This is a genomic window from Streptomyces sp. NBC_00820 (assembly GCF_036347055.1).
Taxonomy (GTDB): domain Bacteria; phylum Actinomycetota; class Actinomycetes; order Streptomycetales; family Streptomycetaceae; genus Streptomyces.
This window is the reverse complement of sequence record NZ_CP108882.1, coordinates 2,960,209-2,986,103: the sequence shown is the minus strand read 5'-3', so window position 1 is coordinate 2,986,103 and position 25,895 is coordinate 2,960,209. Positions and strand designations below refer to the sequence as shown.

Annotated in this window: 22 protein-coding genes and 2 tRNA genes; 18 read left to right on the top strand and 6 right to left on the bottom strand. The window is 69.7% G+C overall.

Annotated elements, in window-relative coordinates; translation table 11 throughout:
• Positions 1 to 13 precede the first annotated feature (13 nt).
• Positions 14 to 1,402: an amino acid permease gene (locus OIB37_RS13610; RefSeq protein ID WP_330457844.1), complete on the bottom strand. Its 1,389-nt coding sequence runs from the start codon at positions 1,400 to 1,402 to the stop codon at positions 14 to 16.
• A gap of 282 nt (positions 1,403 to 1,684) precedes the next feature.
• Between OIB37_RS13610 and OIB37_RS13605 the strand changes: the two genes are divergently transcribed.
• Positions 1,685 to 2,263 (top strand): biotin transporter BioY, encoded by a 579-nt coding sequence (locus OIB37_RS13605; protein WP_330457843.1) that lies wholly within the window; start codon positions 1,685 to 1,687, stop codon positions 2,261 to 2,263.
• Positions 2,264 to 2,651: 388 nt separating this feature from the next.
• Here OIB37_RS13605 and OIB37_RS13600 read toward each other — a convergent pair whose 3' ends face one another.
• A complete protein-coding gene (locus OIB37_RS13600; RefSeq protein WP_330457842.1) occupies positions 2,652 to 4,079 on the bottom strand; it encodes an amino acid permease in 1,428 nt (475 codons plus the stop codon).
• Between the two features lie 256 nt (positions 4,080 to 4,335).
• Here OIB37_RS13600 and OIB37_RS13595 point away from each other — a divergent pair, with 256 nt between their 5' ends.
• Positions 4,336 to 4,824 (top strand): ribose-5-phosphate isomerase, encoded by a 489-nt coding sequence (locus OIB37_RS13595; protein ID WP_330457841.1) that lies wholly within the window; start codon positions 4,336 to 4,338, stop codon positions 4,822 to 4,824.
• Positions 4,825 to 4,853: 29 nt separating this feature from the next.
• Complete coding sequence (locus tag OIB37_RS13590; protein WP_330457840.1) at positions 4,854 to 5,663, top strand: Fpg/Nei family DNA glycosylase; 810 nt, start codon at positions 4,854 to 4,856, stop codon at positions 5,661 to 5,663.
• 13 nt (positions 5,664 to 5,676) lie between these two features.
• Here the strand turns inward: OIB37_RS13590 and OIB37_RS13585 are convergent, their stop codons facing one another.
• The gene (locus OIB37_RS13585) at positions 5,677 to 6,918 is read right to left on the bottom strand and encodes a GNAT family N-acetyltransferase (protein ID WP_330457839.1); all 1,242 of its coding nucleotides are present in this window, start codon (positions 6,916 to 6,918) and stop codon (positions 5,677 to 5,679) included.
• Between the two features lie 175 nt (positions 6,919 to 7,093).
• Between OIB37_RS13585 and OIB37_RS13580 the strand changes: the two genes are divergently transcribed.
• Both OIB37_RS13580 and OIB37_RS13575 read left to right on the top strand, forming a co-directional pair.
• Positions 7,094 to 8,266 carry a PP2C family protein-serine/threonine phosphatase gene (locus OIB37_RS13580; protein WP_330457838.1) on the top strand — a complete coding sequence of 391 codons (1,173 nt, stop codon included), beginning with the start codon at positions 7,094 to 7,096 and terminating at the stop codon, positions 8,264 to 8,266.
• Positions 8,267 to 8,419: 153 nt separating this feature from the next.
• Positions 8,420 to 8,875, top strand: coding sequence for an HD domain-containing protein (locus OIB37_RS13575; RefSeq protein WP_330457837.1), 456 nt, complete (start codon positions 8,420 to 8,422; stop codon positions 8,873 to 8,875).
• A gap of 33 nt (positions 8,876 to 8,908) precedes the next feature.
• Here the strand turns inward: OIB37_RS13575 and OIB37_RS13570 are convergent, their stop codons facing one another.
• The gene (locus tag OIB37_RS13570) at positions 8,909 to 10,027 is read right to left on the bottom strand and encodes an acyltransferase family protein (protein ID WP_443058265.1); all 1,119 of its coding nucleotides are present in this window, start codon (positions 10,025 to 10,027) and stop codon (positions 8,909 to 8,911) included.
• A 511-nt stretch (positions 10,028 to 10,538) separates the two neighbouring features.
• On the opposite strand from OIB37_RS13570, the gene OIB37_RS13565 reads away from it, so the two are divergent.
• The gene (locus OIB37_RS13565) at positions 10,539 to 10,733 is read left to right on the top strand and encodes a hypothetical protein (protein WP_330457835.1); all 195 of its coding nucleotides are present in this window, start codon (positions 10,539 to 10,541) and stop codon (positions 10,731 to 10,733) included.
• A gap of 198 nt (positions 10,734 to 10,931) precedes the next feature.
• On the opposite strand, the gene OIB37_RS13560 is transcribed toward OIB37_RS13565, so the two are convergent.
• Positions 10,932 to 11,002 (bottom strand) — tRNA-Gly (locus OIB37_RS13560).
• A 184-nt stretch (positions 11,003 to 11,186) separates the two neighbouring features.
• Here OIB37_RS13560 and OIB37_RS13555 point away from each other — a divergent pair.
• From OIB37_RS13555 to clpX, 5 genes are all read left to right on the top strand, one after another.
• Positions 11,187 to 11,263, top strand: a tRNA-Pro gene (locus OIB37_RS13555).
• Between the two features lie 231 nt (positions 11,264 to 11,494).
• A complete protein-coding gene (tig, locus tag OIB37_RS13550) occupies positions 11,495 to 12,868 on the top strand; it encodes a trigger factor (protein WP_330457834.1) in 1,374 nt (457 codons plus the stop codon).
• A 385-nt stretch (positions 12,869 to 13,253) separates the two neighbouring features.
• The gene (locus tag OIB37_RS13545) at positions 13,254 to 13,859 is read left to right on the top strand and encodes an ATP-dependent Clp protease proteolytic subunit (RefSeq protein WP_199273062.1); all 606 of its coding nucleotides are present in this window, start codon (positions 13,254 to 13,256) and stop codon (positions 13,857 to 13,859) included.
• 70 nt (positions 13,860 to 13,929) lie between these two features.
• Positions 13,930 to 14,595, top strand: a complete 666-nt coding sequence (locus OIB37_RS13540) for an ATP-dependent Clp protease proteolytic subunit (protein WP_330461840.1) — start codon at positions 13,930 to 13,932, stop codon at positions 14,593 to 14,595.
• A 168-nt stretch (positions 14,596 to 14,763) separates the two neighbouring features.
• Complete coding sequence (gene clpX, locus OIB37_RS13535) at positions 14,764 to 16,050, top strand: ATP-dependent Clp protease ATP-binding subunit ClpX (RefSeq protein WP_330457833.1); 1,287 nt, start codon at positions 14,764 to 14,766, stop codon at positions 16,048 to 16,050.
• A gap of 72 nt (positions 16,051 to 16,122) precedes the next feature.
• Here clpX and OIB37_RS13530 read toward each other — a convergent pair whose 3' ends face one another.
• Positions 16,123 to 17,130, bottom strand: coding sequence for a hypothetical protein (locus OIB37_RS13530; RefSeq protein ID WP_330457832.1), 1,008 nt, complete (start codon positions 17,128 to 17,130; stop codon positions 16,123 to 16,125).
• Between the two features lie 138 nt (positions 17,131 to 17,268).
• On the opposite strand from OIB37_RS13530, the gene OIB37_RS13525 reads away from it, so the two are divergent.
• The 7 genes from OIB37_RS13525 (at position 17,269) to mreD (ending at position 25,820) form a co-directional block, all read left to right on the top strand.
• Positions 17,269 to 19,893, top strand: a complete 2,625-nt coding sequence (locus tag OIB37_RS13525) for a valine--tRNA ligase (RefSeq protein WP_330457831.1) — start codon at positions 17,269 to 17,271, stop codon at positions 19,891 to 19,893.
• Positions 19,894 to 20,305: 412 nt separating this feature from the next.
• Positions 20,306 to 21,820, top strand: a complete 1,515-nt coding sequence (gene folC, locus OIB37_RS13520) for a bifunctional tetrahydrofolate synthase/dihydrofolate synthase (RefSeq protein WP_330457830.1) — start codon at positions 20,306 to 20,308, stop codon at positions 21,818 to 21,820.
• A gap of 10 nt (positions 21,821 to 21,830) precedes the next feature.
• Positions 21,831 to 22,193 (top strand): DUF4233 domain-containing protein, encoded by a 363-nt coding sequence (locus OIB37_RS13515; protein WP_330457829.1) that lies wholly within the window; start codon positions 21,831 to 21,833, stop codon positions 22,191 to 22,193.
• A gap of 62 nt (positions 22,194 to 22,255) precedes the next feature.
• A complete protein-coding gene (ndk, locus tag OIB37_RS13510) occupies positions 22,256 to 22,669 on the top strand; it encodes a nucleoside-diphosphate kinase (RefSeq protein WP_330457828.1) in 414 nt (137 codons plus the stop codon).
• 337 nt (positions 22,670 to 23,006) lie between these two features.
• On the top strand, positions 23,007 to 24,026 hold the full coding sequence (locus OIB37_RS13505; RefSeq protein ID WP_330457827.1) for a rod shape-determining protein: 1,020 nt from the start codon (positions 23,007 to 23,009) through the stop codon (positions 24,024 to 24,026).
• A gap of 165 nt (positions 24,027 to 24,191) precedes the next feature.
• Positions 24,192 to 25,133, top strand: coding sequence for a rod shape-determining protein MreC (gene mreC, locus OIB37_RS13500; protein ID WP_330457826.1), 942 nt, complete (start codon positions 24,192 to 24,194; stop codon positions 25,131 to 25,133).
• A gap of 12 nt (positions 25,134 to 25,145) precedes the next feature.
• Positions 25,146 to 25,820 carry a rod shape-determining protein MreD gene (mreD, locus tag OIB37_RS13495; protein ID WP_330457825.1) on the top strand — a complete coding sequence of 225 codons (675 nt, stop codon included), beginning with the start codon at positions 25,146 to 25,148 and terminating at the stop codon, positions 25,818 to 25,820.
• The last annotated feature ends 75 nt before the right edge of the window (positions 25,821 to 25,895 follow it).

Genomic DNA, 25,895 nt, shown 5'->3' with positions numbered 1-25,895 from the left:
GGGGTGGCGCGGGTCAGCGCCGGGCACGTGCCCGCTGCCAGAGGTATCCGACGACGGCCAGGAACAGGGTCGTCGCGCCGCTCGAGTACAGCTGCACGCGGGTGTCCGGCTGGCGGGCCATCAGGACGAAGACCGCGGCCATGCCGGCCAGCGCCACCCAGGTGAGGACCGGGAACGCCCACATCCGTACGACCAGCCGCTCGGGCTCCTCCCGCTCCAGGCGGCGGCGCAGCACCAGCTGGGAGACCGCGATCACGATCCAGATGACGAGGGTGACCGCGCCGATCACGTTCAGCAGCCAGGGGAAGATGTCCTTCGGCCGCCAGTAGCTGAGCAGCACGCAGCAGAAGCCGACGGCGGAGGAGACGAGGACCGCGGTGCGCGGGACGCCTCCGGTCACCCGGCCCAGTGCCTTCGGTCCCTGACCGCGCTCGACCAGGGAGTACGCGACGCGCGAGCCGCCGTAGATGTTGGCGTTCATCGCCGACAGCAGGGCCGCCAGCACCACCACGTTCATGAGCTGACCGGCACCGGGGATGCCCAGGTGGTCGAGGGTGGCGACGTACGGGCCCTTCTCGACGACCTCCTCGGAGTTCCACGGGACGAGCGTGACGACGACCGCCATCGAACCGATGTAGAACAGCGCGATGCGCCACATCGCGGTGCGGGCGGCCTTCGCCACGGCCTGTGCCGGGTTCTCCGACTCCGCCGCCGCGATGGTGACCGTCTCCAGGCCGCCGTACGCGAACACCGAGGCGAGTATGCCGATCACCAGGCCCTGGCCGCCGTGGGGCAGGAAGTCGGTCAGGTTCGACGCGCCGGGCGCGTCCGTGCCCGGCAGGACACCGGCGATGGCCAGCGCGCCCAGGGCCAGGAAGAGCACGATCGCGCCCACCTTCAGCGCGGCGAACCAGAACTCGAACTCGCCGAAGTTCTTCACGGCGGCCAGGTTCGTGCCGCAGAAGACGGCCATGAAGAGGGCCACCCACATCCACTGCGGGGTGCCGGGCAGCCAGCCGGTGACGATGTGCGCGGCGCCGATGCCCTCCAGGCCGACCACGGTGCACTGCAGGATCCAGAAGGACCAGCCGGTGGCGAAGCCGGCCCACGGACCGATCGCCCGTCCGGCGTGCGCGGAGAAGGAACCCGACGACGGATAGGCCGCCGACATCTCGCCGAGCATCCGCATCACGAGCATCACGAGGAGGCCGGAGAGGGTGTAGGCGAGGACGATCGAGGGGCCGGCGGCGGCGATACCCGCGCCGGAGCCGACGAACAGGCCCGCGCCGATCACGCCGGCCAGGGCCATCATCGACAGGTGGCGCTGTTTGAGGCCGGAGGAGAGGGCGGTGCCCTCCCGTTGCTGCCGGGGAGTCTCGACGGGAGCGGTGGTGCTGGGCATGGGCGCGGCTGGTCCAGTGCGGTAGACGGGCAGGGGCGGCCGAGGAACGGGGCGCAAGGCCTGTTTGGAGGGTACCTACAGTCACGCGCCCGCCGCGCCGACGTGCGGGAGGCCTCCCGTCCGCAGTGACGGGTATCACTTCCCGCCCGGTGTGACCAGGGATCTTTGTATGAAGCCGACCAAGCCGTCGTCTCCGCCTTTGTCGATCGCTGACGGTGATCAGCGTGCGCGCACCGGTATAGCGTCAACGTGTCCCCCTGTGCCCACACTTGCGGAGTCCACATGAGCACCGCCACCGTCACCGCCCGCCCCGGTGCCGTCCTTGCCGACCTCCTTCCCGCGTCCCGCGTGCGCGACGTGGCCCTCGTGCTCGGCGGCGCCGCCCTCACCGGCCTCGCGGCCCAGCTGTCGGTGCAGGTGCCCGGCTCCCCGGTGCCGGTGACCGGTCAGACCTTCGCCGCGCTGCTCGTCGGCACGACGCTCGGCGCCCGCCGCGGCTTCCTCTCCCTCGCCCTGTACGCCGTGGCCGGCATCGCCGGCGTGCCGTGGTTCGCGGGCGGCACCTCGGGTGCCGGCGTGTCCTTCGGCTACATCCTCGGCATGCTGCTGGCCTCCGCCGCCGTGGGCGCTCTCGCCCGTCGCGGCGCCGACCGCTCCCCGCTGCGCATGGCCGGCGCGATGGTCCTCGGCGAGGCGGTCATCTACGCCGTCGGCGTCCCCTACCTGGCCCTCTCCGCGCACATGTCGGCGTCCCAGGCCGTCGCGGCCGGCCTCGTGCCGTTCCTCATCGGCGACGCCGTGAAGGCCGCCCTGGCGATGGGCGCGCTGCCCACCGCCTGGAAGCTCGTCGGCAAGCGCTGACGCTTCCGAGACATGACATGACGGTGGGGCGGGTGCCGGGAACGGCGCCCGCCCCACCGTCATGTCCGGCCGGAGCGCGGTGTGAGCCGTGCGGGGCCGCACCCTCGTGGCGCACTTCGCGGGGGTGCGGGGGATCGGGGATCGGGGGGCGCGGGGGATTGGAGGCGCGGGGGCCGGATGCAGGATGCCGGGTGCCTGGCGTCCACGTGAACGTGCCCCTTGCCGTGCCCCATGCGGTGCCCCTTGCCGTGCCCCATGCCCGGATTCCGGCGCCGGCCGACGGGGGCCAGGGTCGCGGCGCCCGGGACGTGCGAGAGGGGAGGGAGCCCGTTTCCGGGCTCCCTCCCCTCTCATGTGGCTCACGTGTCTCACGTGGCCGGGCGACGGCTCAGCCGACGGAGACCTTGTCGGCCTGGTCCTCCACGGCGGCAGCCGGGCGCTTCTTCGCGGCGACCTTCTCCTTGATCAGGGAGGTGATGATCACCGCGGCGGCCACGCCGAGCGACAGCAGCACGGTCGTACGACCACTGCTCTCGCCCTTCGTGTCGGTCAGCATGTAGCCGAGGACGAAGACGATCAGCGCGGCCGTGGCCCAGGTCAGGTACGGGTACAGCCACATCTTCACGACGAGCTTCTCCGGGGCCTCCTTCTGGATGATCCGCCGCATGCGCAGCTGCGAGAAGCAGATCACCAGCCACACGAACAGGGCCACCGCGCCGCTGGAGTTGACCAGGAAGAGGAAGACGGTGTCCGGGAACTCGTAGTTGAAGAAGACGGCGAGGAAGCCGAAGAGGACGGAGGCGAGGATCGCCGCCATCGGCACACCGCGGGCGTTGGTCCGCGCGAAGGCCTTCGGCGCGTCACCGCGCTGGCCGAGCGAGAACGCCATCCGGGAGGCCGTGTACAGGCCGGAGTTGAGGCAGGACAGCACCGAGGTCAGCACGATGAAGTTCATGATCTCGCCGGCGTGCGGGATGTTCAGCGAGTTCAGCGCGGCGACGTACGAGCCCTGCGTGGCGATGGACGGGTCGTTCCACGGCAGCAGGCAGACCACGACGAGGATCGAGCCCAGGTAGAAGACGCCGATACGCCAGATGATGCTGTTGGTCGACTTGGTGACCGCGCGCTGCGGGTTCTCCGACTCGCCGGCCGCCAGGGTGGCGATCTCGCTGCCCATGAAGGAGAAGACGACCAGCAGCACACCGGTCAGGATCGCGCCGGGACCGTGCGGCAGGAAGCCGCCGTGGGCGGTCAGGTTGCTGACGCCCGCCTTGTCGCTGTGCGCGCCCGGCAGGACGCCGAAGACGGCCAGCGCACCGACGACGATGAACGCGCCGATCGCCACGACCTTGATGCCCGCGAACCAGAACTCGAACTCGCCGTAGGAGCCGACGGAGACCAGGTTCGTGGCCGTCAGGACGGCCATCACGATCAGGGCCCAGCCCCACTGCGGGACGGCCGGTATCCAGCCCTCGAGGATCTTGGCGCCGGCGGTCGCCTCCACGGCGAGCACGACGACCCAGAAGAACCAGTACAGCCAGCCGATGGAGAACCCGGCCCAGCGGCCGAGGGCACGGTCGGCGTGCGCGGAGAAGGACCCGGAGGTCGGGTTGGCGGCGGACATCTCGCCGAGCATGCGCATGACGAGGACGACGAGGGTGCCGACGAGGGCGTACGACAGCAGGATGCCGGGGCCCGCCGTGGCGATGCCCGAGCTGGAGCCGACGAAGAGTCCGGCACCGATCACACCACCGATGGCGATCATCGACAGGTGACGATTTTTGAGGCCTGCTTGAAGTCCGGAACCAGGGGTCATGGGGACGGATTTCCTTTGCGCCGGTGGTGCGTACCTCGTACGAGCGGGCCCGTCCTGGTGCGGAGGGGGACGCTAAGTACGAGACCTCGCACAGCGGTGTGCGAGGCGGTCCAGTGAATCCGAGGGGATCGAATTCGGGAACCTCTGATTCCGGATTGTTACTTGAGGTTTCCCTCAGGTTCTATGGTGTACGTCACATTTGTCAGGGTCGATACCCGAAGCTGCCCGCCCTGTGCGGGCGTGTCACACTCGTCCCATGCGCGTGTATCTCGGCTCCGACCATGCGGGCTACGAACTCAAGAACCACCTCGTCGAATGGCTCAAGGCGGCGGGGCACGAGCCCGTCGACTGCGGGCCCCACATCTACGACGCCCAGGACGACTACCCGCCGTTCTGCCTGCGCGCCGCCGAGGGCACGGTGGCGGACCCCGGCTCCCTCGCCATCGTGATCGGCGGCTCCGGCAACGGGGAGCAGATCGCCGCGAACAAGGTGAAGGGCGCTCGGGCGGCCCTGGCCTGGAGCGAGGAGACCGCCGCACTCGGCCGCCAGCACAACGACGCCAACGTCGTCGCCGTGGGCGCCCGGATGCACACCCAGGAGGAGGCGACGAAGTTCGTCGAGATCTTCCTCAACACCCCGTTCTCCGGTGACGAGCGCCACATCCGCCGCATCGACATGCTGGCGGACTACGAGAAGACGGGCGAGCTGCCCCCCATCCCGGCGCACCACCCGCAGCAGGGCTGACATCCTCGGGGACTGGAGGAAAGGGCACCGTGCCGGAGGGGCACACGATCCACAGGCTGGCGTCGGACTACGCCGACCGCTTCACCGGCACGCCCACGCTCGTCACCAGTCCCCAGGGCAAGTTCTCGGATGCCGCCGGGCTCCTGAACGGCGCGGAACTCACCCGCACCGAGGCCCACGGCAAACACCTCTTCCTGGGGTTCCGGGACGCCGACTGGGTCCACATCCACCTCGGCCTGTTCGGCAAGGTCGACTTCGGTCCGGCCCCCGCACCCCCGCCGGCCGACACCGTCCGGCTCCGCCTCGCGAACGCGACGTCGTACGTCGACCTGCGCGGCCCCACCACCTGCGCCCTGATCACGGACGGCGAGAAGCGGGCCGTGCACGAGCGCCTCGGCCCCGACCCGCTGCGCCAGGACGCCGACCCCGGCGCCGCCTATGCCCGCGTCCGCCGCAGCCGTACGACGATCGCCGCACTGCTGATGGACCAGAAGGTCATCGCCGGCGTCGGCAACGTCTACCGCGCCGAAGTCCTCTTCCGGCACGGCATCGACCCGTACCGCCCCGGCAGGGACATCACCCCCGCCGAGTGGGACCTGATCTGGACCGACCTGGCGGATCTGATGCGCGAAGGCGTCCGCCTGGGCCGTATCGACACCGTCCGCCCCGCGCACACCCCCGAGGCCATGGGCCGCCCGCCCCGCGTGGACGACCACGGCGGCGAGGTGTACGTCTACCGCCGGGCCGACCGGCCCTGCCACATCTGCGGCGACGAGATCCGCACCGCCGGCCTCGCCGCCCGCAACCTCTTCTGGTGCCCCACCTGCCAGCGGCCGTGAGCGGCCGGCGCCCTCAGAAACCGTGCGGCAGCCACGGCACCACCGGTGAGCCGAACGCCACCGACGCCTCCGTCAGCGCCCCCGGCCGCAGTTCGCGCACCCGCCCGGCCGCCGCCAGCGACAGAAGACTCACCCCGCCGAGATAGCACGCGGCCAGTTCCCTCACGGACAGGGAGAGTTCGGCCGCGTCGGAGGTGCGCTCGCAGGCCGCCCCCTTGGCGTCCCCGGTGAGCCGCCAACGCCCAGCGTTCCACGGGCAGAAGGTGTCCTCCACTTCGAACACGACGTCCACCGGCACCTGGTAGCTGCGTGCCGCCAGTGCCTTGCCGACGTCGACCAGGCGGACGTAGGCGGAGTCCCGCAGCCGCGGCACGCACCGCCGGATGTCGGAGACCAGGTACTGCCAGGTGTCGTCCACCGGACGCCCGCGCACCGAGAGCGTCGACATCAGGTCGATGTCGCACAGGAACCGCCACAGCGCGGCGTCGGTCGCCGGGTCGAGCGCCTCCAGCGCCTCCAGCTTCACCGTGCCGTCATGCCCGCTCGGCCCCCAGCCCAGCTTGGTCCGAAAGCGCGCGTACCCGGTCACTCGGCCGTCCCGTTCGGCGAGCACGCACTGCAACGCCGACGCCCCGTCCCGCCCGCTCTCCGGGTCGACCAGAGCGACCTGCTCCCAGCCGGGCAGGCGGTCCAGCATTCCCGGCCGGCGCGGTACAAGGGCGGCGTACACCGCCTCGCACGCGTCGAGGACATCGGCCGGCTTCGCGTACCGCAGACGTACGTCCTCGGTGCCGGCGGGCACCGCCAGTGTCACCCGGCTCGTGTCGATCTCGGCATGGACCTGGAAGGCCGCGGAGTTGTACCCGAAGCGGCCGTAGATCGCCGGCTCGGAGGCGGTCAGCACGGCCAGCGGCTCACCCAGGGCGCGTACGTCGTCCAGTTGGCGCCGCATCATCGACGTCAGCACCCCGCGCCGGCGGTGCGTGGCGGCGACGCTCACCATGGTCACGCCCGCGGTCGGCACCTGCGTGCCGCCCGGCACGGTCATCCGGAAGCTGAACGCTCCCGCCGTACCGACCACCGTGTCACCGTCCCAGGCGGCCAGTGAACGGTCGAACTCGGTGACGGACCTGTCCAGTTCGCGCTCCTCGGCCGTGACGGGGCCGTCGCCGAAGGCCCGGATCAGGCCGTCCCACCAGCCGTCCCACTCCTCGGGCCGCAGCACCTTCAACTCCGTCGCACGGTCAGTCCCCATGAGCCATGCCTACCAGTGCCGTACGGGACGAGCGAGCGAATTTCTCCCTGGCGGCGACGAGAGGGCCCTCGGTGCCGTTCACTGGGTGGTTGAAACATGAAAACGAGCCTCGCACGGGGGACAAGTGGGACCTCCCGTGCCAAGCGGCCGGTCCGATGGATAGGGTCCCGAACTGATGACGGCAGGACGAGAGCGGCGCGCGAAGGCCGATACGTTCACGGCACGGTGGCGTATGCAGTGGCACCGGGCCCGCGTCGGCCTGCGCAGAAGCGCCGTGGACTACTTCCGCGGCAACGGCTCGGACTGGATCGCGCTGGTCGGCCTGCTGCTGACCGTCCCCGTCCTCGCCGCCATGACCCTCGGCAACTCGGTGTGGTGCTCCCCGGCCACCCTCGTGCTGCCGATCGTCGCGGGCGGCCTGCTGCTGCGCCCGGCGAGCCTGCTGGGCCTGTACGCGACCGCGGCCACCGCGCTGATCGTGGAGTCGGTACGGCTCGGCCCGTACACCGAGGGCCCCTCCCGGGTCACCCCCGGCGTGGTCCTCGTCGTCGCCGCGTGCGGTCTCTTCGGGCTGCTGACCGCGCAGTTCCGCAGCCGGGTCGGAGTGCCCTGGCGGCGCGGCGGCACCATGCTCTTCGACCTGCGCGAGCGCATCCGGGTGCAGAGCACGCTGCCCAAGCTTCCCCAGGGCTGGCACCACGAGATGGCGCTGCGCCCGGCGGGTGGCCAGTCCTTCTCCGGCGACTTCGTCGTCGCGGCCCGCACCAACAACGGCCGCACCCTGGAAGTCGTCCTCACGGACGTGTCCGGCAAGGGCATGGACGCAGGATCGCGCGCGCTGCTGCTGTCCGGCGCGTTCGGGGGCCTGCTGGGCTCCCTCCCGCCGCACGCCTTCCTCACGGCCGCCAACGGCTACCTCCTGCGCCAGGACTGGGACGAGGGCTTCGCCACCTCCATCCACCTGGTGCTGGACCTCGACTCCGGGGACTACGAGCTGTACACCGCGGGCCACCCGCCGGGTCTCCAGCTGAGCGCGGGCAGCGGCCGCTGGAAGGAGAAGGCCGCCGAGGGCCCGCTGCTCGGGGTGTACGACGGCGCCCAGTTCGACCCGGTGAAGGGCTCGCTGCGCCCCGGGGACGTGCTGATGCTGTTCACCGACGGCCTGGTGGAGACCTCCGACCGCGACATCGTCGAGGGCATCGACCGGCTCACCGGCGAGGCCGACCGCTATGTCGCCGGCGGCTTCCACGGCGCCGCCTGGCACCTCATCGAGGCGGTCGCGAAGGACGTCAACGACGACCGTGCCCTGCTGCTGATCTGCCGCGAGGCCTCGGCGGCGGCCCGCTGATCGGACCGGCGCCGGCCGCGGGGCGGGTCCGGCGGTCCGGTGTGCGCGGCGGGTCCGGCGATCCGGTGTGTGCGGTGGGTCCGGCTGGTCCGGTGCGGGCGGCGGGTCCGATGTGCGCGGCGCACCCGGGCCCGGAGAGGAGACACTGATCCGGTGACCCGAACCCTCCTCACCCTCGCCGAGGTCGAGAGCCTCGCCCGGGCCGCCCACGCGGGGCAGACCGACAAGGCGGGACGGCCCTACGCCGAGCACCTCGCCGCCGTCGCGGAGGGCGTCCGTGCCCGCGGCGGGGACACCGGGCAGATCGCTGCGGCCTGGCTGCACGACGCCGTCGAGGACGACGCGCTGAGCGAGCGGTGGCTGGCGGAGGCCGCCCTGACGCCGCGCACCAAGGCCATCGTGCGCGCCGTCACCAAGCGGGCCGGCGAGGCACCGGAGGCGTACGCGCGCCGCATCCTCGACACCCCGGGCGCACTGCTGGTGAAGCGGGCGGACCTGGCGCACAACGCCGACCCCGCGCGGCTCGCGGTCCTGGATGAGGCGACCCGGAAACGACTGACCGAGAAGTACGCCCGGATGCGCGTACTTCTCGGTCAGGGGGAGGGGTGAGGCGCCGGCCGGTACGTCCGGCGCCGGTCCGCGCTAAGCGCTGACCTTCTCGCGTTCGTTTTCCTTCCGCTGGCGCTCCCGCGCCAGTTCGGCCGCGTCCCGCTTGAACGCCCACTCCATCTTCGGCTCCATCGCGAAGCGGAAGATCCGCTGGACCGGCGGGGTGCAGAGCAGGGTCACGGCGATGCCGAACAGCACCGACACCAGGATCTCGCCGAGCGGATGGTGCAGCGACGGGTGGTCGAACCAGCCGCGGTACTCGCTGAACTTCACCAGGAACCCGTGCAGCAGGTAGCCGTACAGGGTGCCCGCGCCGAGGACCGTGAACCACATCTTGCGGCGCGGCACCCAGGCGAAGAAGCAGGCCGTCAGCAGCAGCGAGCAGCCCATCATCGCGAGCGTCATCACCGGGCCGCACCACCACGGGGCGCCCAGCTCCTGTGCCGAGGCACGGTGGTAGAACCAGCCCGTGTGCATGCGCGGTATGGCCCACCAGCCCACCACCAGCGCGGCGGCGAACACCGGCACCGAGGCGATCCGCACCCAGCGGCGGCGCACCAGGTGGAAGTGCTCGGGCTTCATGCACAGGCCGAACACGAAGTACGGCAGGAACTGCAGGATGCGCTGGAGATCCAGGTCGTCGCCGATGCTCGGGGTGACGGACGCCAGCATGGCGATGCCGATGGCCAGCGGGAGCGGCCAGCGGACCAGCTTCCAGACGGGCGTGGTCAGCCGCCAGACGAACAGCGCGCACAGGAACCAGGTCAGGTACCACGGATCGAGCAGACTGATCTGCTCGTGGGAGCCGTCCACGACGAGGTTCTTGAAGAGCGGGTAGGCCGTCTCGAACAGGACGTACGGCACGACCACGCCGGTGATCAGCCGCTTCAGCCGGTCCGGGCGCATGTCGAAGCTGCGCGAGAAGAAGCCGGAGATGATGATGAACGCCGGCATGTGGAAGGTGTACACGACCGTGTACGCGCTCTCCAGGATCCGGCTGTCACCCTTCAGCGGCTCCCACGAGTGAGCGATCGCGACGAGCACGATCGACAGGTACTTGGCGTTGTCGAAGAACGCGTCGCGCTGTTTGCCCGGTCTGTCGGTTTTCTTCTGCTCCTCCCGTGTATCCGTCGGGGTTCGCGGACTGGGCACTCCGTTCGCCGGCGACTGCGGCGGCGGGAGTGGTCTGCGGTTCTGGCCGGGGGACGGGGCGGCGTCAAACATCAGGGGCACCCTAGCGTCGTCTGCGGGATTCCGTAAAACCTCGTGGTCATTCCTGGTTATCACCTGCGGGTGCCCCGGTAATTACGTCACGTGCCTGCCCGGTTCACGTGATGGCGGGCACATCCGACCACTCTTTCACCCTCGATGTCCCGATTCATGCCGACTAATTAGGGCATATCTCGCCTCCGTGTCATCAATTCCAATTACCTGCACTGGTGATGGGTGGACACCGAAACGAAGTCGCTTAATTCGCCGCGCGATCACGGCCCGACGACGCACCGAATTGGCGCGCGGGGCGGCGCGCGTCCCGGGCCGTCGGCCGACGATGTGTCACGAGCCGCATACACAGGCCGTGTTGGTGGCACGATGGTTCTGGCGGGGGTGCGCGTGGCCGCACCTCCGGGCCGGGAGAGCGAACCGACCGAGGGTGTGATCAGTTGTGGCCATTTCACTGTCCGTGGTGCTGCTGTTGGCGATCATCCTTGTAGTACTGATCCGAGGGGGGAACATCAAGGCCGGTCCCGCCATCGTCGCGATCCTCTTCGGGTTCTTCCTCGCCTCCACCGGTATGGCGCCGTCCATCAGCCGGTTCCTGAACTCGATAGCCGACAGCATCGACTCGATCAGATTCTGATCCGGCGGAGAGCGGAGAGCGGAGAGCGGAGAGCGGAGAGCGGGGAACGGGGAACGAGGAACGGAGAGCGGCCGGCCGCTGTCCGGCGACGGGGATCCACTTCCGGGCGCCGGCACCGACACCGACGCGGACCGGCGGCCGAAACGCGTCAGGGGCCCGGTTCCGTCGATGCGGAATCCGGGCCCCTGAGCCGTACAGAGCGGGCGACGGGAATCGAACCCGCGTAGCTAGTTTGGAAGACTAGTGCTCTACCATTGAGCTACGCCCGCGACACTGCGCCGCAGGTCGGTGACCGCGGCACTGGAGGCATCGTAGCGGGTTCGCCGCCGCTGAGGCCAACGTGGGGTGCGGCGCGGACGCCGCGAGTCGGCGCGAGTACGCCGCCACCGCCCACCACCCGGCGATACGGCCGACGCATCCGGCTCGGGCATGTACCCTACGTGTCGCACCAGACGGGGTGTGGCGCAGCTTGGTAGCGCGTCCGCTTTGGGAGCGGAAGGCCGTGGGTTCAAATCCCGCCACCCCGACCACCGAAGACCGATCGAAGACCGCCGAAGGCCGCCGAACGCCGGTGTCGTGATGATCGTGGATCACGGTGTCGGGATGGTCGCCTTTTGGGGCGCTGACCGGCTGCGGCTACTATGCAAGCTGCCCGCCCGTGTGTCCGGCCTCATGGCCTGCGTACTCCTCCGGGCGGCGAATCCGCCGGAGCTGTCTGGCTCCGGCAGAACCCAAGCAGTCAGCCACAAGGAGACCGAACCGTGAAGAGCGCCGTGGAGACCCTGAACCCGACCCGGGTTCGGCTCACTGTCGAGGTGCCCTTCGAGGAGCTCAAGGACAGCCTCGACGCGGCGTACAAGAAGATCAACCAGCAGGTCACGGTGAAGGGCTTCCGTAAGGGCAAGATCCCGGCCCGCGTCATCGACCAGCGGTTCGGTCGCGGTGCTGTGCTCGAAGAGGCCGTCAACGACGCGCTCCCGAAGTTCTACACCGAAGCGGTCAACGAGGCCGAGCTGAGCCCGCTGGGCCAGCCCGAGGTCGACATCACCGAGCTGAAGGACGGCGAGACGCTGAACTTCACCGCCGAGGTCGACATCCGCCCGTCCCTCGAGATCCCGGACTACTCCGGCATCGAGGTCGAGGTCGACGCCATCGAGGTCACCGACGAGGACATCGAGAAGTCGGTCGAGCAGCTGCGCGAGCGCTTCGCCTCGACCGCCCCGGTCGAGCGTGCCGCCGAGGACGGCGACGTCGTCACCATCGACCTCGAGGCCAAGGTCGACGGCGAGGTCCTGGAGGACGGCGTCGCGAACGGCGTGTCCTACACCATCGGCTCCGGCGAGCTGCTCGACGGCATCGACGACGCCGTCAAGGGCCTGTCCGCCGGCGAGGAGGGCACCTTCACCTCCGAGCTGAAGGGCGGCTCCGCCGCGGGCAAGGAGTCCGAGGTCACCGTCAAGGTCACCCAGGTCGCCAAGCGTGAACTGCCGGAGCTGGACGACGAGTTCGCGCAGCTCGCCTCGGAGTTCGACACGCTGGACGAGCTCAAGGCCGACAGCGTCAAGCGCCTGACGAACATGAAGCAGTTCGACCAGGCCACCCAGGCGCAGGAGCGCGTCCTGGAGAAGCTCCTCGAGCTGGTCGAGGTCCCCGTCCCCGAGAAGCTGCTCGAGGACGAGATCAACACCCGCAAGCACAACCTGGAGCACCACCAGCTCGGCCAGATGGGCCTGACCCTCGACAAGTACCTGGAGATCCAGGGCAAGACCGCCGAGGAGTTCGACACCGAGACCCGCGAGGCCGCGGTCAAGGGCATCAAGACCCAGTTCGTCCTCGACGAGCTGGTCAAGAAGGAGAACCTCAACGTCAACCAGGAGGAGCTCACCGAGCACCTCATGCGGCGTGCGGCCTCCTCCGGCATGTCCCCCGACCAGTTCGCCCAGGCCGTCGTCGAGGGTGGCCAGGTGCCGCTCCTCGTCGGTGAGGTCGCCCGCGGCAAGGCCCTGGCCGTCGTGGTCGAGGCCGCCACGGTGAAGGACACCAACGGCGAGGTCGTCGACCTGGACGACGAGGACGAGGAGACCACGGAGACCGAGGCCGCCGCCGAGGTCACCGAGGAGACCACGGAGGCCTGACCGGCTCCGCGGCGTCCCTGAAGACGCGGACGGGCCCCCGGGAGCATGTCTCCCGGGGGCCCGTTTCTCTTGCGCCGGGAGAGACTCCCAGGGGGCGCGGGGCTGTGCCGGATTCCGGCTCCGCCGCGGGGCGTGAGCGGTCACGGCGAACCCGCGGCCCGCCGGCGATCCGCACCGCCCTCCACGAACCGCGGGCCGCCCCGAAGGCGGAGCCCACCGCTACGCCCCCGGCGAACACCCTCATCTCCGGGATTCCCTGAAGGGCACCGAGCGTTAGGGTCCATGAAGACGAGGGCAAGCTGGATTTCCCGCTAAGCCCCAGCAGGACAACGTGAGACGGCCCGGCGCCGTCGTAAGACGAGCAGGTGGATACGTGACGAATCTGATGCCCTCAGCCGCCGGCGAGCCCTCCATCGGTGGTGGCCTCGGCGACCAGGTCTACAACCGGCTGCTCAACGAGCGGATCATCTTCCTCGGCCAGCAGGTCGACGACGACATCGCCAACAAGATCACCGCACAGCTGCTGCTCCTTGCCGCCGACCCGGACAAGGACATCTTCCTGTACATCAACAGCCCCGGCGGCTCGGTGACGGCCGGTATGGCGATCTACGACACCATGCAGTACATCCCGAACGACGTGGTCACGATCGGCATGGGCATGGCGGCCTCGATGGGCCAGTTCCTGCTCACCGGCGGTACCGCCGGCAAGCGCTTCGCCCTGCCGCACACGGACATCATGATGCACCAGGGCTCCGCGGGCCTGGGCGGTACGGTCTCGGACATCAAGATCCAGGCCCAGTACCTGCTGCGTACCAAGAAGACCATGTCCGAGCTGACCGCGCTGCACTCCGGCCAGACCGTCGAGACGATCGTCCGCGACGGCGACCGCGACCGCTGGTTCACCCCGGAAGAGGCCAAGGAGTACGGTCTCATTGACGAGATCATCACGCACGCCTCGGGTGTTCCGGGAGGCGGCGGCACCGGTGCCTGACCGGCCCGGCCACGCCACGCACCGCCACGCCCCCAGCCCCCAGAACGCCACCAGGACGGTGAACACCCTCATGAGCAACTTCCCCGGCGCCGCCAGCGGCCTGTACGAAGGGCCCCGCCCCGACAGCCGCTACGTCATCCCGCGCTTCGTCGAGCGCACCTCCCAGGGCATCCGCGAGTACGACCCGTACGCGAAGCTCTTCGAGGAGCGCGTGATCTTCCTGGGCGTCCAGATCGACGACGCCTCCGCCAACGACGTCATGGCGCAGCTGCTGTGCCTGGAGTCGATGGACCCCGACCGGGACATCTCGATCTACATCAACAGCCCCGGTGGTGACATGACGGCCCTCACGGCCATCTACGACACCATGCAGTTCGTGAAGCCGGACATCCAGACGGTGTGCATGGGCCAGGCGGCCTCCGCCGCCGCGATCCTGCTCGCCGCCGGCACCCCGGGCAAGCGCATGGCGCTCCCGAACTCCCGCGTGCTGATCCACCAGCCGGCCGGCTCCACCGGCCGCGGTCAGCTCTCCGACCTGGAGATCATCGCCAAGGAGTTCACCCGGATGCGCGAGCAGCTGGAGGACATGCTGGCCAAGCACACCAACCGGCCGCTCGAGAAGATCCGCGAGGACATCGAGCGCGACAAGATCCTCACGGCCGAGGAGGCGCTGGAGTACGGCATCGTCGACCAGATCGTCTCCACCCGGAAGATGAACAACGCCGAGGTCCGCTGACCCCGGCAGCACGCTCTCAGGCCCTCTTGGCAGGGTCCACGTCAAAGTGAACCCTGCCAAGGGGGACCCGAACACGGGGCCCGGCAAGGTACCGTCGGACATAAGGCAGCACCAGGAGTCGTAGGACCCGAGTGTCCAGGCGGCTCCCAGGCGAAGGGGAAGCACACCGTGGCACGCATCGGTGACGGCGGCGATCTGCTCAAGTGCTCGTTCTGCGGCAAGAGCCAGAAGCAGGTCAAGAAGCTCATCGCAGGGCCCGGTGTGTACATCTGCGACGAGTGCATCGATCTCTGCAACGAGATCATCGAGGAAGAGCTCGCGGAGACCAGCGAGGTGCGCTGGGAGGAGCTGCCCAAGCCCCGCGAGATCTACGAGTTCCTCGAGGGCTACGTGGTCGGCCAGGAGGCCGCCAAGAAGGCCCTGTCGGTAGCGGTGTACAACCACTACAAGCGGGTCCAGGCCGGTGAGAACGGCGGTGCCCAAAGCCGCGAGGACGCCATCGAGTTGGCGAAGTCCAACATCCTGCTCCTCGGCCCCACGGGCTCGGGCAAGACCCTGCTGGCCCAGACCCTGGCCCGCATGCTGAACGTCCCCTTCGCCATCGCCGACGCGACGGCGCTGACGGAGGCGGGCTATGTGGGCGAGGACGTCGAGAACATCCTGCTCAAGCTGATCCAGGCGGCCGACTACGACGTCAAGAAGGCCGAGACCGGGATCATCTACATCGACGAGATCGACAAGGTCGCGCGGAAGAGCGAGAACCCCTCGATCACCCGCGACGTCTCCGGCGAGGGCGTCCAGCAGGCCCTGCTGAAGATCCTGGAGGGCACCACCGCCTCCGTTCCGCCGCAGGGCGGCCGCAAGCACCCGCACCAGGAGTTCATCCAGATCGACACGACGAACGTCCTGTTCATCGTGGGCGGTGCCTTCTCCGGCCTGGAGAAGATCATCGAGGCGCGGGCAGGCGCGAAGGGCATCGGCTTCGGCGCGACGATCCTGTCCAAGCGCGAGCTGGAGGAGAAGGACGTCTTCGAGGACGTCATGCCGGAGGACCTGGTCAAGTTCGGCATGATCCCCGAGTTCATCGGCCGCCTCCCCGTCATCACGAGCGTGCACAATCTCGACCGCGAGGCCCTGCTCCAGATTCTCGTCGAGCCGCGCAACGCGCTCGTCAAGCAGTACCAGCGCCTCTTCGAACTCGACGGCGTGGAGCTGGACTTCGAGCGCGAGGCCCTGGAGGCCATCGCCGACCAGGCCATCCTCCGCCAGACCGGCGCCCGCGGCCTGCGCGCCATCATGGAGGAAGTCCTCATGTCGGTGATGTACGAGGTCCCGTCCCGCAGCGACGTGGCCCGCGTCGTCATCACGGCGGACGTCGTCCACTCCAACGTCAACCCGACCCTGATCCCGCGTGATGCCCGCGGCCGGGGCCAGGGCGAGCAGAAGACGGCGTAACCCCGCCGCCCGGCCACGCGAAGGGGCCCCGGTCAGCCGACCGGGGCCCCTTCGTCGTGACCGCTGCCCGCGTCAGGCCTTGACGCGGACCTCCTTGCGGAACTTGGCGGTGAGTTCGGCGGCCTCCGCCGGGTCGGTGGACCTGCCCGCCGCGAGGGTCGCGAAGTCCATCGGCATGACCAGGCCGAGCGTGCTGTGGTCGCCCCAGACGCACATCGTCATGTTCAGCTCCTTCGGCTCGCCCGCGCCGGCCTCGGAGTTGGCGAACTTCGCCTGCTGGCACTTGAGCACGGCACCGTCGAGCCCGTCGGGGGTGTAGGCCTTCGGCTCACCCACGAGCGTGACGGCCTCGCCGTCGCCACCGGACTTGGTGTCCTTCGCCATGAAGGCGAACATCGCGTCGACGGTCTTCTCGGGGTCGTCGATCGTGCCGTAGACACCGCCGAACTGGATGACCTTCTGGCTCAGCGGAGTGCTCGGGTCCCCGGCCTGGTACGAGGCGCTGACGTCTCGGGGGTTGTGCACACCCCACTTCTCGGCGTCCTTCATGTCGGACTTCGTCATGCTCTCGCTGCCGCTCTTGCCCTTCTTGTACTCCGACAGCACCGTCGAGGGCGTGGTCAGCTTGTGCGGGCCGTCGTCCGCGACGTCGCCGCTCCCGCCCGAGAACATGAAGGTCGCGAGGACGCCCACCGCGACCACCACGGCCGCCGCCGCGATGATCAGACCGGTCTTCTTCTTGCCGCCGGCCGGGACCGGCGGCTGCGGCACGGTGTACGGCGCCTGGCCGTAGGGGCCCGGCTGCTGACCGTAGGGGTTCGGCTGCTGGCCGTACGGACCCGGCTGGGGCGGCACACCCGGCTGCTGCGGGTAGCCGTACCCGGGCTGCGGAGGGGCGGCCGGAGGGGTCTGCTGGGGGTAGCCGTAGCCGGGCTGGGGCGCCTGCGGCGGCTGGCCGTAGGGGCCCGGCCGGCCGTAGGGACCAGGTTGCTGACCGTAGGGACCCGGCTGCCCCGGCTGGCCGTAGGGGCCCGGCTGCTGAGGCTGCTGGCCGTACGGGCCCGGCTGGTTGTTGCTCATTCCTGGGTTCCCCTCCAGATGCTTATGTGTTCCTGACATCCTGGCCCAGTGCCGGGGGCCGCGGGGCACCGGGGTGTCGCACCGTTACAGAACAAACGTGTTTCGGGACCACCCCGCGACACCTCTAAACTGACCCCCGTGACCGAGAACGCTCAGCAGCAGCCAACCGCGCCCGAGACCGAACTGCCGACCCAGTACGCGCCGGCCGACGTAGAGGGGCCGCTGTACGAGCGCTGGGTAGAGCGTGGCTACTTCGAGGCGGACGAGAAGAGCGACAAGCCCCCGTTCACCGTCGTCATCCCGCCGCCGAACGTCACCGGCAGCCTCCACCTGGGCCACGCCTTCGAGCACACGCTCATCGACGCCATGACCCGCCGCAAGCGCATGCAGGGCTTCGAGACCCTGTGGCAGCCCGGCATGGACCACGCCGGCATCGCCACCCAGAACGTCGTCGAGCGCGAGCTCGGCAAGGAGGGCAAGTCCCGCCACGACCTGGGCCGCGAGGCCTTCGTCGAGCGCGTCTGGCAGTGGAAGGCCGAGTCCGGCGGCCAGATCAGCGGCCAGATGCGCCGCCTCGGCGACGGCGTCGCCTGGTCCCGTGAGCGCTTCACCATGGACGAGGGCCTGTCCCAGGCCGTCCAGACCATCTTCAAGCGCCTCTACGACGACGAGCTGATCTACCGCGCCGAGCGCATCATCAACTGGTGCCCGCGCTGTCTGACGGCCATCTCGGACATCGAGGTCGAGTACCAGGACGACGACGGCGAGCTCGTCTCCATGACGTACGGCGAGGGCGACGAGACGATCGTCGTCGCCACCACCCGCGCCGAGACGATGCTCGGTGACACGGCCGTCGCCGTCCACCCCGACGACGAGCGCTACAAGCACCTGGTCGGCAAGCTCATCAAGCTGCCGCTGACCGACCGCTCCATCCCGGTCGTCGCCGACACGCACGTCGACCCCGAGTTCGGCACGGGTGCCGTCAAGGTCACCCCGGCCCACGACCCGAACGACTTCGAGATCGGCCAGCGGCACGACCTGCCGTCCATCACCGTCATGGACGAGCACGCCGTCATCACCGCCCACGGCCCCTTCCAGGGCCTGGACCGCCTGGAGGCCCGCTCCGCCATCGTCGCCGCGCTGCGCGCCGAGGGCCGGATCGTCGCCGAGAAGCGGCCCTACGTCCACTCCGTCGGCCACTGCTCGCGCTGCAAGACCACCATCGAGCCGCGCCTGTCGATGCAGTGGTGGGTCAAGGTCGGCCCGCTCGCCAAGGCCGCCGGTGACGCGGTCCGCGACGGCAAGGTCAAGATCCACCCGCAGGAGATGGAGAAGCGGTACTTCGACTGGGTCGACAACCTCCACGACTGGTGCATCTCGCGCCAGCTGTGGTGGGGTCACCGCATCCCGGTCTGGTACGGCCCGAACGGCGAGATCGTCTGCGTCGGCCCGAACGAGGAGCCCCCGGCCGGCGAGGGCTGGCACCAGGACACCGACGTCCTCGACACCTGGTTCTCCTCCGGCCTGTGGCCCTTCTCCACGATGGGCTGGCCCGAACAGACCGAGTCGCTCGCGAAGTTCTACCCGAACTCCGTCCTGGTCACCGGCTACGACATCCTCTTCTTCTGGGTCGCCCGGATGATGATGTTCGGCCTGTACGCGATGGACGGCACCCCGCCGTTCCACACCATCGCCCTGCACGGCATGGTCCGCGACCAGTTCGGCAAGAAGATGTCGAAGTCCTTCGGCAACGCGGTCAACCCGCTGGACTGGATGGACAAGTACGGCAGCGACGCGCTGCGCTTCACCCTCGCCCGCGGCGCCAACCCGGGCGTCGACGTCCCGATCGGCGAGGACTGGGTCCAGGGCTCGCGCAACTTCGCCAACAAGATCTGGAACGCCACCCGCTTCGCGCTGATGAACGGCGCGACGCTGGACGGCCCGCTGCCGGACGCCTCCGCCATGTCGGCCACGGACCGCTGGATCCTCTCCCGCCTCAACTCGGTGGTCGCCGAAGTCGACGCGTACTACGAGGACTTCCAGTTCGCCAAGCTGTCCGACGCCCTCTTCCACTTCGCGTGGGACGAGGTGTTCGACTGGTACGTCGAGCTGTCCAAGACGACGTTCCAGGCGGGCGGTGAGGCCGCCGAGGTCTCCAAGCGCGTCCTCGGCGAGGTCCTCGACGTCACCCTCAAGCTGCTGCACCCGGTGGTCCCGTTCGTCACGGAGACCCTGTGGACGACGCTGACCGGCGGCGAGTCCCTGGTCATCGCCGAGTGGCCGACGGACAGTGGTTTCCGTGACGCGGCCGCCGAGCAGGAGATCGAGTCCCTCCAGTCCGTCATCACCGAGGTCCGCCGCTTCCGCGCCGACCAGGGCCTCCAGCCCGGCCAGCGCGTCCCGGCCCGCCTCACCCTCGACGGCACCGCCCTCGCCCCGCACGAGGCGGCCATCCGCCAGCTGCTGCGCCTGCAGCCGGAGGGCGAGTCCTTCACGGCGACGGCCACCCTCCCGGTCGCCGGCGCCGAGGTCGCCCTCGACCTCTCCGGCACCATCGACGTGGCCGCCGAGCGCAAGCGCCTCGCGAAGGACCTCGCGGCGGCCGAGAAGGAGAAGGCCCAGGCCACGGCCAAGCTCGGCAACGAGGCCTTCCTCGCGAAGGCCCCGGACAACGTGGTCGACAAGATCCGCACCCGCCTCGCCAAGGCGGACGAGGACATCGCCCGCATCCAGTCCCAGCTGGACCGCCTGCCGCAGGCGTAAGCGGCCGCATGACACCGAAGGCCCCCGGAGCCCCAAAACTCCGGGGGCCTTCGCGTACGCGAGGCGCTTCGTCGTGCGGTGCTCATGCGACCGACAGCACGGCAACCCCCCCAGGGGCGCGGGACTGTGTCGATATGCGGCTCCGCCGCGCGGGCGCGACCAGCCACGACGGATCCGCACGTCGCCCGACGGCAGGCCCCCCACGGTACGACTGCCCGCGGCCAGGCCTGGAGCGACTGCTCGCCGACGGCACGGCACCCCCCAGGGGCGCGGGACTGTGTCGATTTGCGGCTCCGCCGCGCGGGCGCGACCAGCCACGACGGACCCGCACCTCGCCCGACGGCACAAGCCCCCACCCCTGCGCGCCCCGCCCAGGCCGCGCGCAGTCGCCACCCCTCCGTAGACTGGCCCCGTGAGCGAAGCGCCCGGTACCAGTGACACGCCCGACCCCCTCGACGCCTTCGAAGAGCTGATCGAGACCGAGACCGAACGCGACCCCGACCTCGCCGTGATCGAGGCCGGCAGCCGCACCCTGCGCACGCAGGGCGGCCCTCCGCAGGGCGACGTACCGTCGCGTCCGGAGGACCCCGAGCTCGACAGAGCCCTGCGCGAGGTCGAGACGGAGCTGGCCGCCCGCTGGGGCGAGACCAAGCTGGAGCCGTCCGTCAGCCGCATCGCCGCGCTGATGGACGTCCTGGGCGAACCGCAGCGGGCGTACCCGTCGATCCACATCACGGGCACGAACGGCAAGACCTCCACCGCCCGCATGATCGAGGCCCTCCTCGGCGCCTTCGACCTGCGCACCGGCCGCTACACCAGCCCCCACGTGCAGTCGGTCACCGAACGCATCAGCCTGGACGGCTCCCCGATCTCCGCCGAGCGGTTCATCGAGACGTACCAGGACATCAAGCCGTACGTCGACATGGTGGACTCCTCGCAGGAGTACCGCCTCTCCTTCTTCGAGGTGCTCACCGGCATGGCGTACGCGGCCTTCGCGGACGCGCCGGTCGACGTCGCCGTCGTCGAGGTCGGCATGGGCGGCAGCTGGGACGCGACGAACGTGATCGACGGCGACGTCGCGGTGATCACCCCCATCGGGCTCGACCACACCGACCGGCTCGGCGAGACGCCGGGGGAGATCGCCACGGAGAAGTCCGGCATCATCAAGCCGGACTCGACCGTGATCATGGCGCAGCAGCCGGTCGACGCGGCCCAGGTGCTGCTGAAGAAGGCCGTCGAGGAGAACGCCACCGTGGCCCGCGAGGGCCTGGAGTTCGGTGTCGTGGACCGTCAGGTCGCCGTCGGCGGCCAGCTGCTCACCCTGCGCGGGCTGGGCGGCGAGTACCCCGACGTGTACCTCCCGCTGTACGGCGCCCACCAGGCGCACAACGCGGCCGTCGCGCTCGCCGCCGTCGAGGCGTTCTTCGGGGTCGGCGAGCAGCGTCCGGAACCGCTGGACATCGACACCGTGCGCAAGGCCTTCGCGGCCGTCTCCTCGCCGGGCCGCCTGGAGGTCGTGCGGAGCTCTCCCACGGTCGTGCTGGACGCCGCGCACAACCCGGCGGGCGCCAGGGCCACCGCCGAGGCGGTCCAGGAGGCGTTCGACTTCAGCCGGCTGATCGGCGTGGTCGGGGCGAGCGAGGGCAAGGACGTGCGGGGGGTGCTGGAGGCGTTCGAGCCGATCTTCGCGGAGGTCGTCGTCACGCGGAACACCAGCCACCGCGCCATGAACGCGGACGAGCTGGCCGCGATCGCCGTCGAGGTGTTCGGCGAGGACCGGGTCCAGGTCGAGCCGCAGCTGCCCGAGGCCCTGGAGGCGGCGATCACGCTGGCCGAGGAGGAGGGCGAGTTCGCCGGCGGCGGTGTGCTGGTCACCGGTTCGGTCATCACGGTGGGCGAGGCCCGCCTGCTCCTGGGAAAGGGCTGAGGATTCCGTCGTGCGTACGCTCTGTTCATCGACGCTGATCGGTGAGTTCTTCATCATCGGGTTCGCCGCGCTCGTGGCCATGAAGGACCCCGGTCTGTCCTCGTCGACCGTGTGGCTGGTCAGCGGCATCGCCATGGCCTTGTGCGTGCTGCTGTGCGGCGTGGTGAGCCGCCCGGGCGGCGTCGCCCTCGGCTGGGCCCTGCAGATCGCCCTGATCGCCTCGGGCGTCTTCGTCCCGATGATGTACTTCATGGGCGCGGTGTTCGCGGCCCTGTGGTGGGCGTCGGTGCACTACGGCAAGAAGGTGGACGAGGCGAAGGCGCGTTTCGCGGCGCAGGCCGCGTCCGCCGCCTCCACGGCTGACGCTGCGTAACGGGCGCACCGGCACGCCCTGTAGCCTCATCCCCACCGCATATCAGTCGTAAGGAGCCCTCCGTGAGCCAGCGCACCCTCGTCCTGCTCAAGCCCGACGCTGTCCGTCGTGGCCTGACCGGCGAGATCATCAGCCGTATCGAGCGCAAGGACGGCTGGCAGATCACCGCGCTGGAGCTGCGCACCCTGGACCGCGCGATCCTGGAGCAGCACTACGCCGAGCACGTCGGCCGCCCGTTCTACGAGCCGCTGGTGGAGTTCATGGCCTCCGGTCCGGTCGTCGCGCTGATCGTCGAGGGCGAGCGGGTCATCGAGGGCGTGCGCCAGCTGGCCGGCCCGACCGACCCGATCGCGGCGGCCCCCGGTTCCATCCGCGGTGACTACGGCGTGATCGTCCGCGAGAACCTGATCCACGCGTCGGACTCGGAGGAGTCCGCCGAGCGCGAGGTGAAGATCTTCTTCCCGGGTCGTGCCTGACCGGTGCCGAAAGGTGCGGTCGAGCCGCACCGAGCGAAGTTTCCGAGAATTTTTCTGACGCCCCGTCAGTACCGCTCGGAACCGTGACCTGGGACGGCCGTACGTTTTCGGTCGTCCTTTGGCATATGCGTTGCCGATCGGGGGAACGTGTGCCCCCGATGGGCCGTCTCCACAAGCGAGGCGGCGCACCATCTGCTGACAATGGCGAAGACCCTCGCGCGGTGTTCGTGCAAGCGCGTCTACGATGGAAGCCTGCACGTCACAGCACCCACCTCGCCTACCTGAAAAGCCCTCAAAAGCTAGTGGGAAGGCCAGACGAATCCTGATGGGGAACTCAATGTCGTTCATCGGCCGTGACATGGCTGTCGACCTCGGGACCGCCAACACGCTGGTGTACGTCAGGGGTCGTGGGATCGTACTCAACGAGCCGTCCGTCGTCGCGATCAACACCAACACCGGTGGCATCCTCGCGGTCGGCGCCGAAGCGAAGAAGATGATCGGCCGGACGCCGGGCAACATCGTGGCCGTGCGTCCGCTGAGGGACGGCGTGATCGCCGACTTCGAGATCACCGAGCGGATGCTCCGCTACTTCATCCTGAAGATCCACAAGCGGCGGTATCTCGCCCGGCCGCGGGTCGTCGTCTGTGTGCCCTCGGGCATCACAGGTGTCGAGCGCCGCGCCGTGATCGAGGCGTCCTCCCAGGCGGGCGCCCGCCAGGTGCACATCATCGAGGAGCCCATGGCGGCCGCCATCGGCTCGGGCCTGCCGGTCCATGAGGCCACCGGCAACATGGTGGTGGACATCGGCGGCGGCACCACGGAGGTCGCGGTCATCTCGCTCGGCGGCATCGTCACCGCCCAGTCCATCCGCGTCGCGGGCGACGAACTGGACAACGCGATCATCCAGTACATCAAGAAGGAGTACAGCCTTCTGCTGGGTGAGCGGACGGCCGAGCAGATCAAGATCACGATCGGTTCGGCGTACGACCTCGACTCCGACGAGCACACCGAAGTCCGCGGCCGGGACCTGGTCTCCGGTCTGCCCAAGACCGTCGTCATCTCCGCAGCGGAGGTGCGCAAGGCGATCGAGGAGCCGGTCAACGCGATCATCGACGCCGTCAAGACGACCCTGGACAAGTGCCCGCCGGAGCTGTCCGGCGACATCATGGACAGAGGAATCGTTCTGACCGGCGGCGGAGCCCTGCTGCGCGGGCTCGACGAGCGCCTGCGGCGGGAGACCGGCATGCCGATCCACATCGCCGAGGACCCGCTGGACAGCGTCGCGCTCGGCTCCGGCAAGTGCGTCGAGGAGTTCGAGGCGCTCCAGCAGGTGCTGGACGCCCAGCCGCGCAGATGACACAACTCTTCGATTCCGCCGTACGAGACGATCTCCTCTCGTACGGCGGATCGTTGGTATAGAGGCATAAGCTCCCACAAACAGGCCCCGCGGGTTCGCGCTTCGCTGTTCGCGCGCCGCCGAGGGCTCCCGAATTCCTATTGAGGAAGGGCACGGCCGCCGCACGTGAGGGACACGAAAGAGAGCCGGCTGCTCCTGGTCCTGCTGGTAGCCATCGCGTTCGCGCTGATCACGGTGGACATCAGAGGGGGACGCAATTCCCCTGTCGACGGCGCCCGGCAGGGCGCGGCCACGGTGTTCGGACCCGTCGAGAACGGACTGTCCTCGGCTGTCGACCCGGTCGGCAACGCCGTGTCGGCCGTCCGGGACTCCGGCAGCCGCCACGACCGGCTCGCCGCACTGGAGAAGGAGAACGCGGCCCTCAAGGCGAAGCTCGGCAGCGACGACCGCAACCGCAGCCGCCTCGGACAGCTCGACAAGATGCTCAAGATCGCCGGCGAGGGCCAGTACGGCATCAAGGGCGCCCAGGTCGTCGCCATAGGGTCGGCGCAGGGATTCTCCTGGACCATCACCATCGACGCGGGCGCCAACGACGGCATCAAGCGGGACATGACCGTCCTCAACGGCGACGGTCTCGTCGGCAGGGTCACCACGGTCGGCCCCGACACCGCCACCGTGCTGCTCGCCAACGACCCCGACTTCACCGTCGGCACCCGCATGGAGAACAGCGACGAACTCGGCTTCGCCTCCGGACAGGGCGACCGCCCCCTGCGCGTCGAACTCCTGAACGGCAAGTCCGAGGTGAAGAAGGGCGATCGCCTCGTCACCTTCGGCTCCCAGGCCGACCGGCCCTTCGTGCCCGGCGTCCCGGTCGGCGTGGTCTCCCGCGTCGACCCCTCCGGCGGCGGCCTGACCCGCACGGTCTACGTCACGCCGTACGTCGGCTTCACCAAGCTCGACATCGTCGGTGTGGTCGTCGCGGCCCCCAAGCACGACCCGCGCGACGAGGTCCTGCCGTCCAAGCCCAAGCCGGTCCCGACGCCGACGGTGACCGTGACGGTCACACCGTCCGCCGACACGACCGACACCGACGAGCAGCAGCAGTAGGAGCTAATCCCCATGCGTGTCAACCGGATCCTGCTCTCCAGCGCGCTGGTCGTCGCCGCCCTGGTGATCCAGGTGAGTGTCCTCGCCCGCCTGCACCTGCCCGGCGCGGTACCCGACCTGCTGCTGCTCACCGTCCTCGGCCTGGCCATGGTGTACGGCCATGTGGGCGGCGCCCTCGTCGGGTTCGGGGCCGGCCTGCTCGCCGACCTCGCCCCGCCCGCCGACCACGCGGCCGGCCGCTACGCCCTCGTACTGAGCGTCATCGGCTACTTCGCCGGACTCATCAAGCCCGAGACCGGCCGGCTGAAGTCGGTGACCGGCCCGATGGCCGTCGTGGTCGCCGCCGCCGTCGGCTCCACCCTGCTCTACGCGGGCGTCGGCGCCCTGGTCGGCGACACCGCCGCCCGCCATGTCGGCCTGACCGGACTGCTGTTCTCGGCCGCCCTGTACGACCTGCTGCTCGCCCCGTTCGTGGTTCCCGGCGTCATGTGGCTGGCCCGCCGCGCGGACAACGACCCGCTGGCCGAGAGCGGCCCCGCCGCCAAGGCGGGCAACATCTCCTCCGGCTGGCTCTCCTCCGGCACCGGCCTGCGCATCGGCAGCCAGCGCGGCCTCGGCGCCCTGAAGAACAAGGCCCGCACCCGAACGGCCAGGGTCGGCCGCATCAAGGGGGTCAAGCGGCTGTGAACAGCCCAGAGTTCTCCCGAGCAGACTTCGTCAGAGCAGAGTTCACCCGAGCAGAGTTCAACCGAGCAGAGTTCA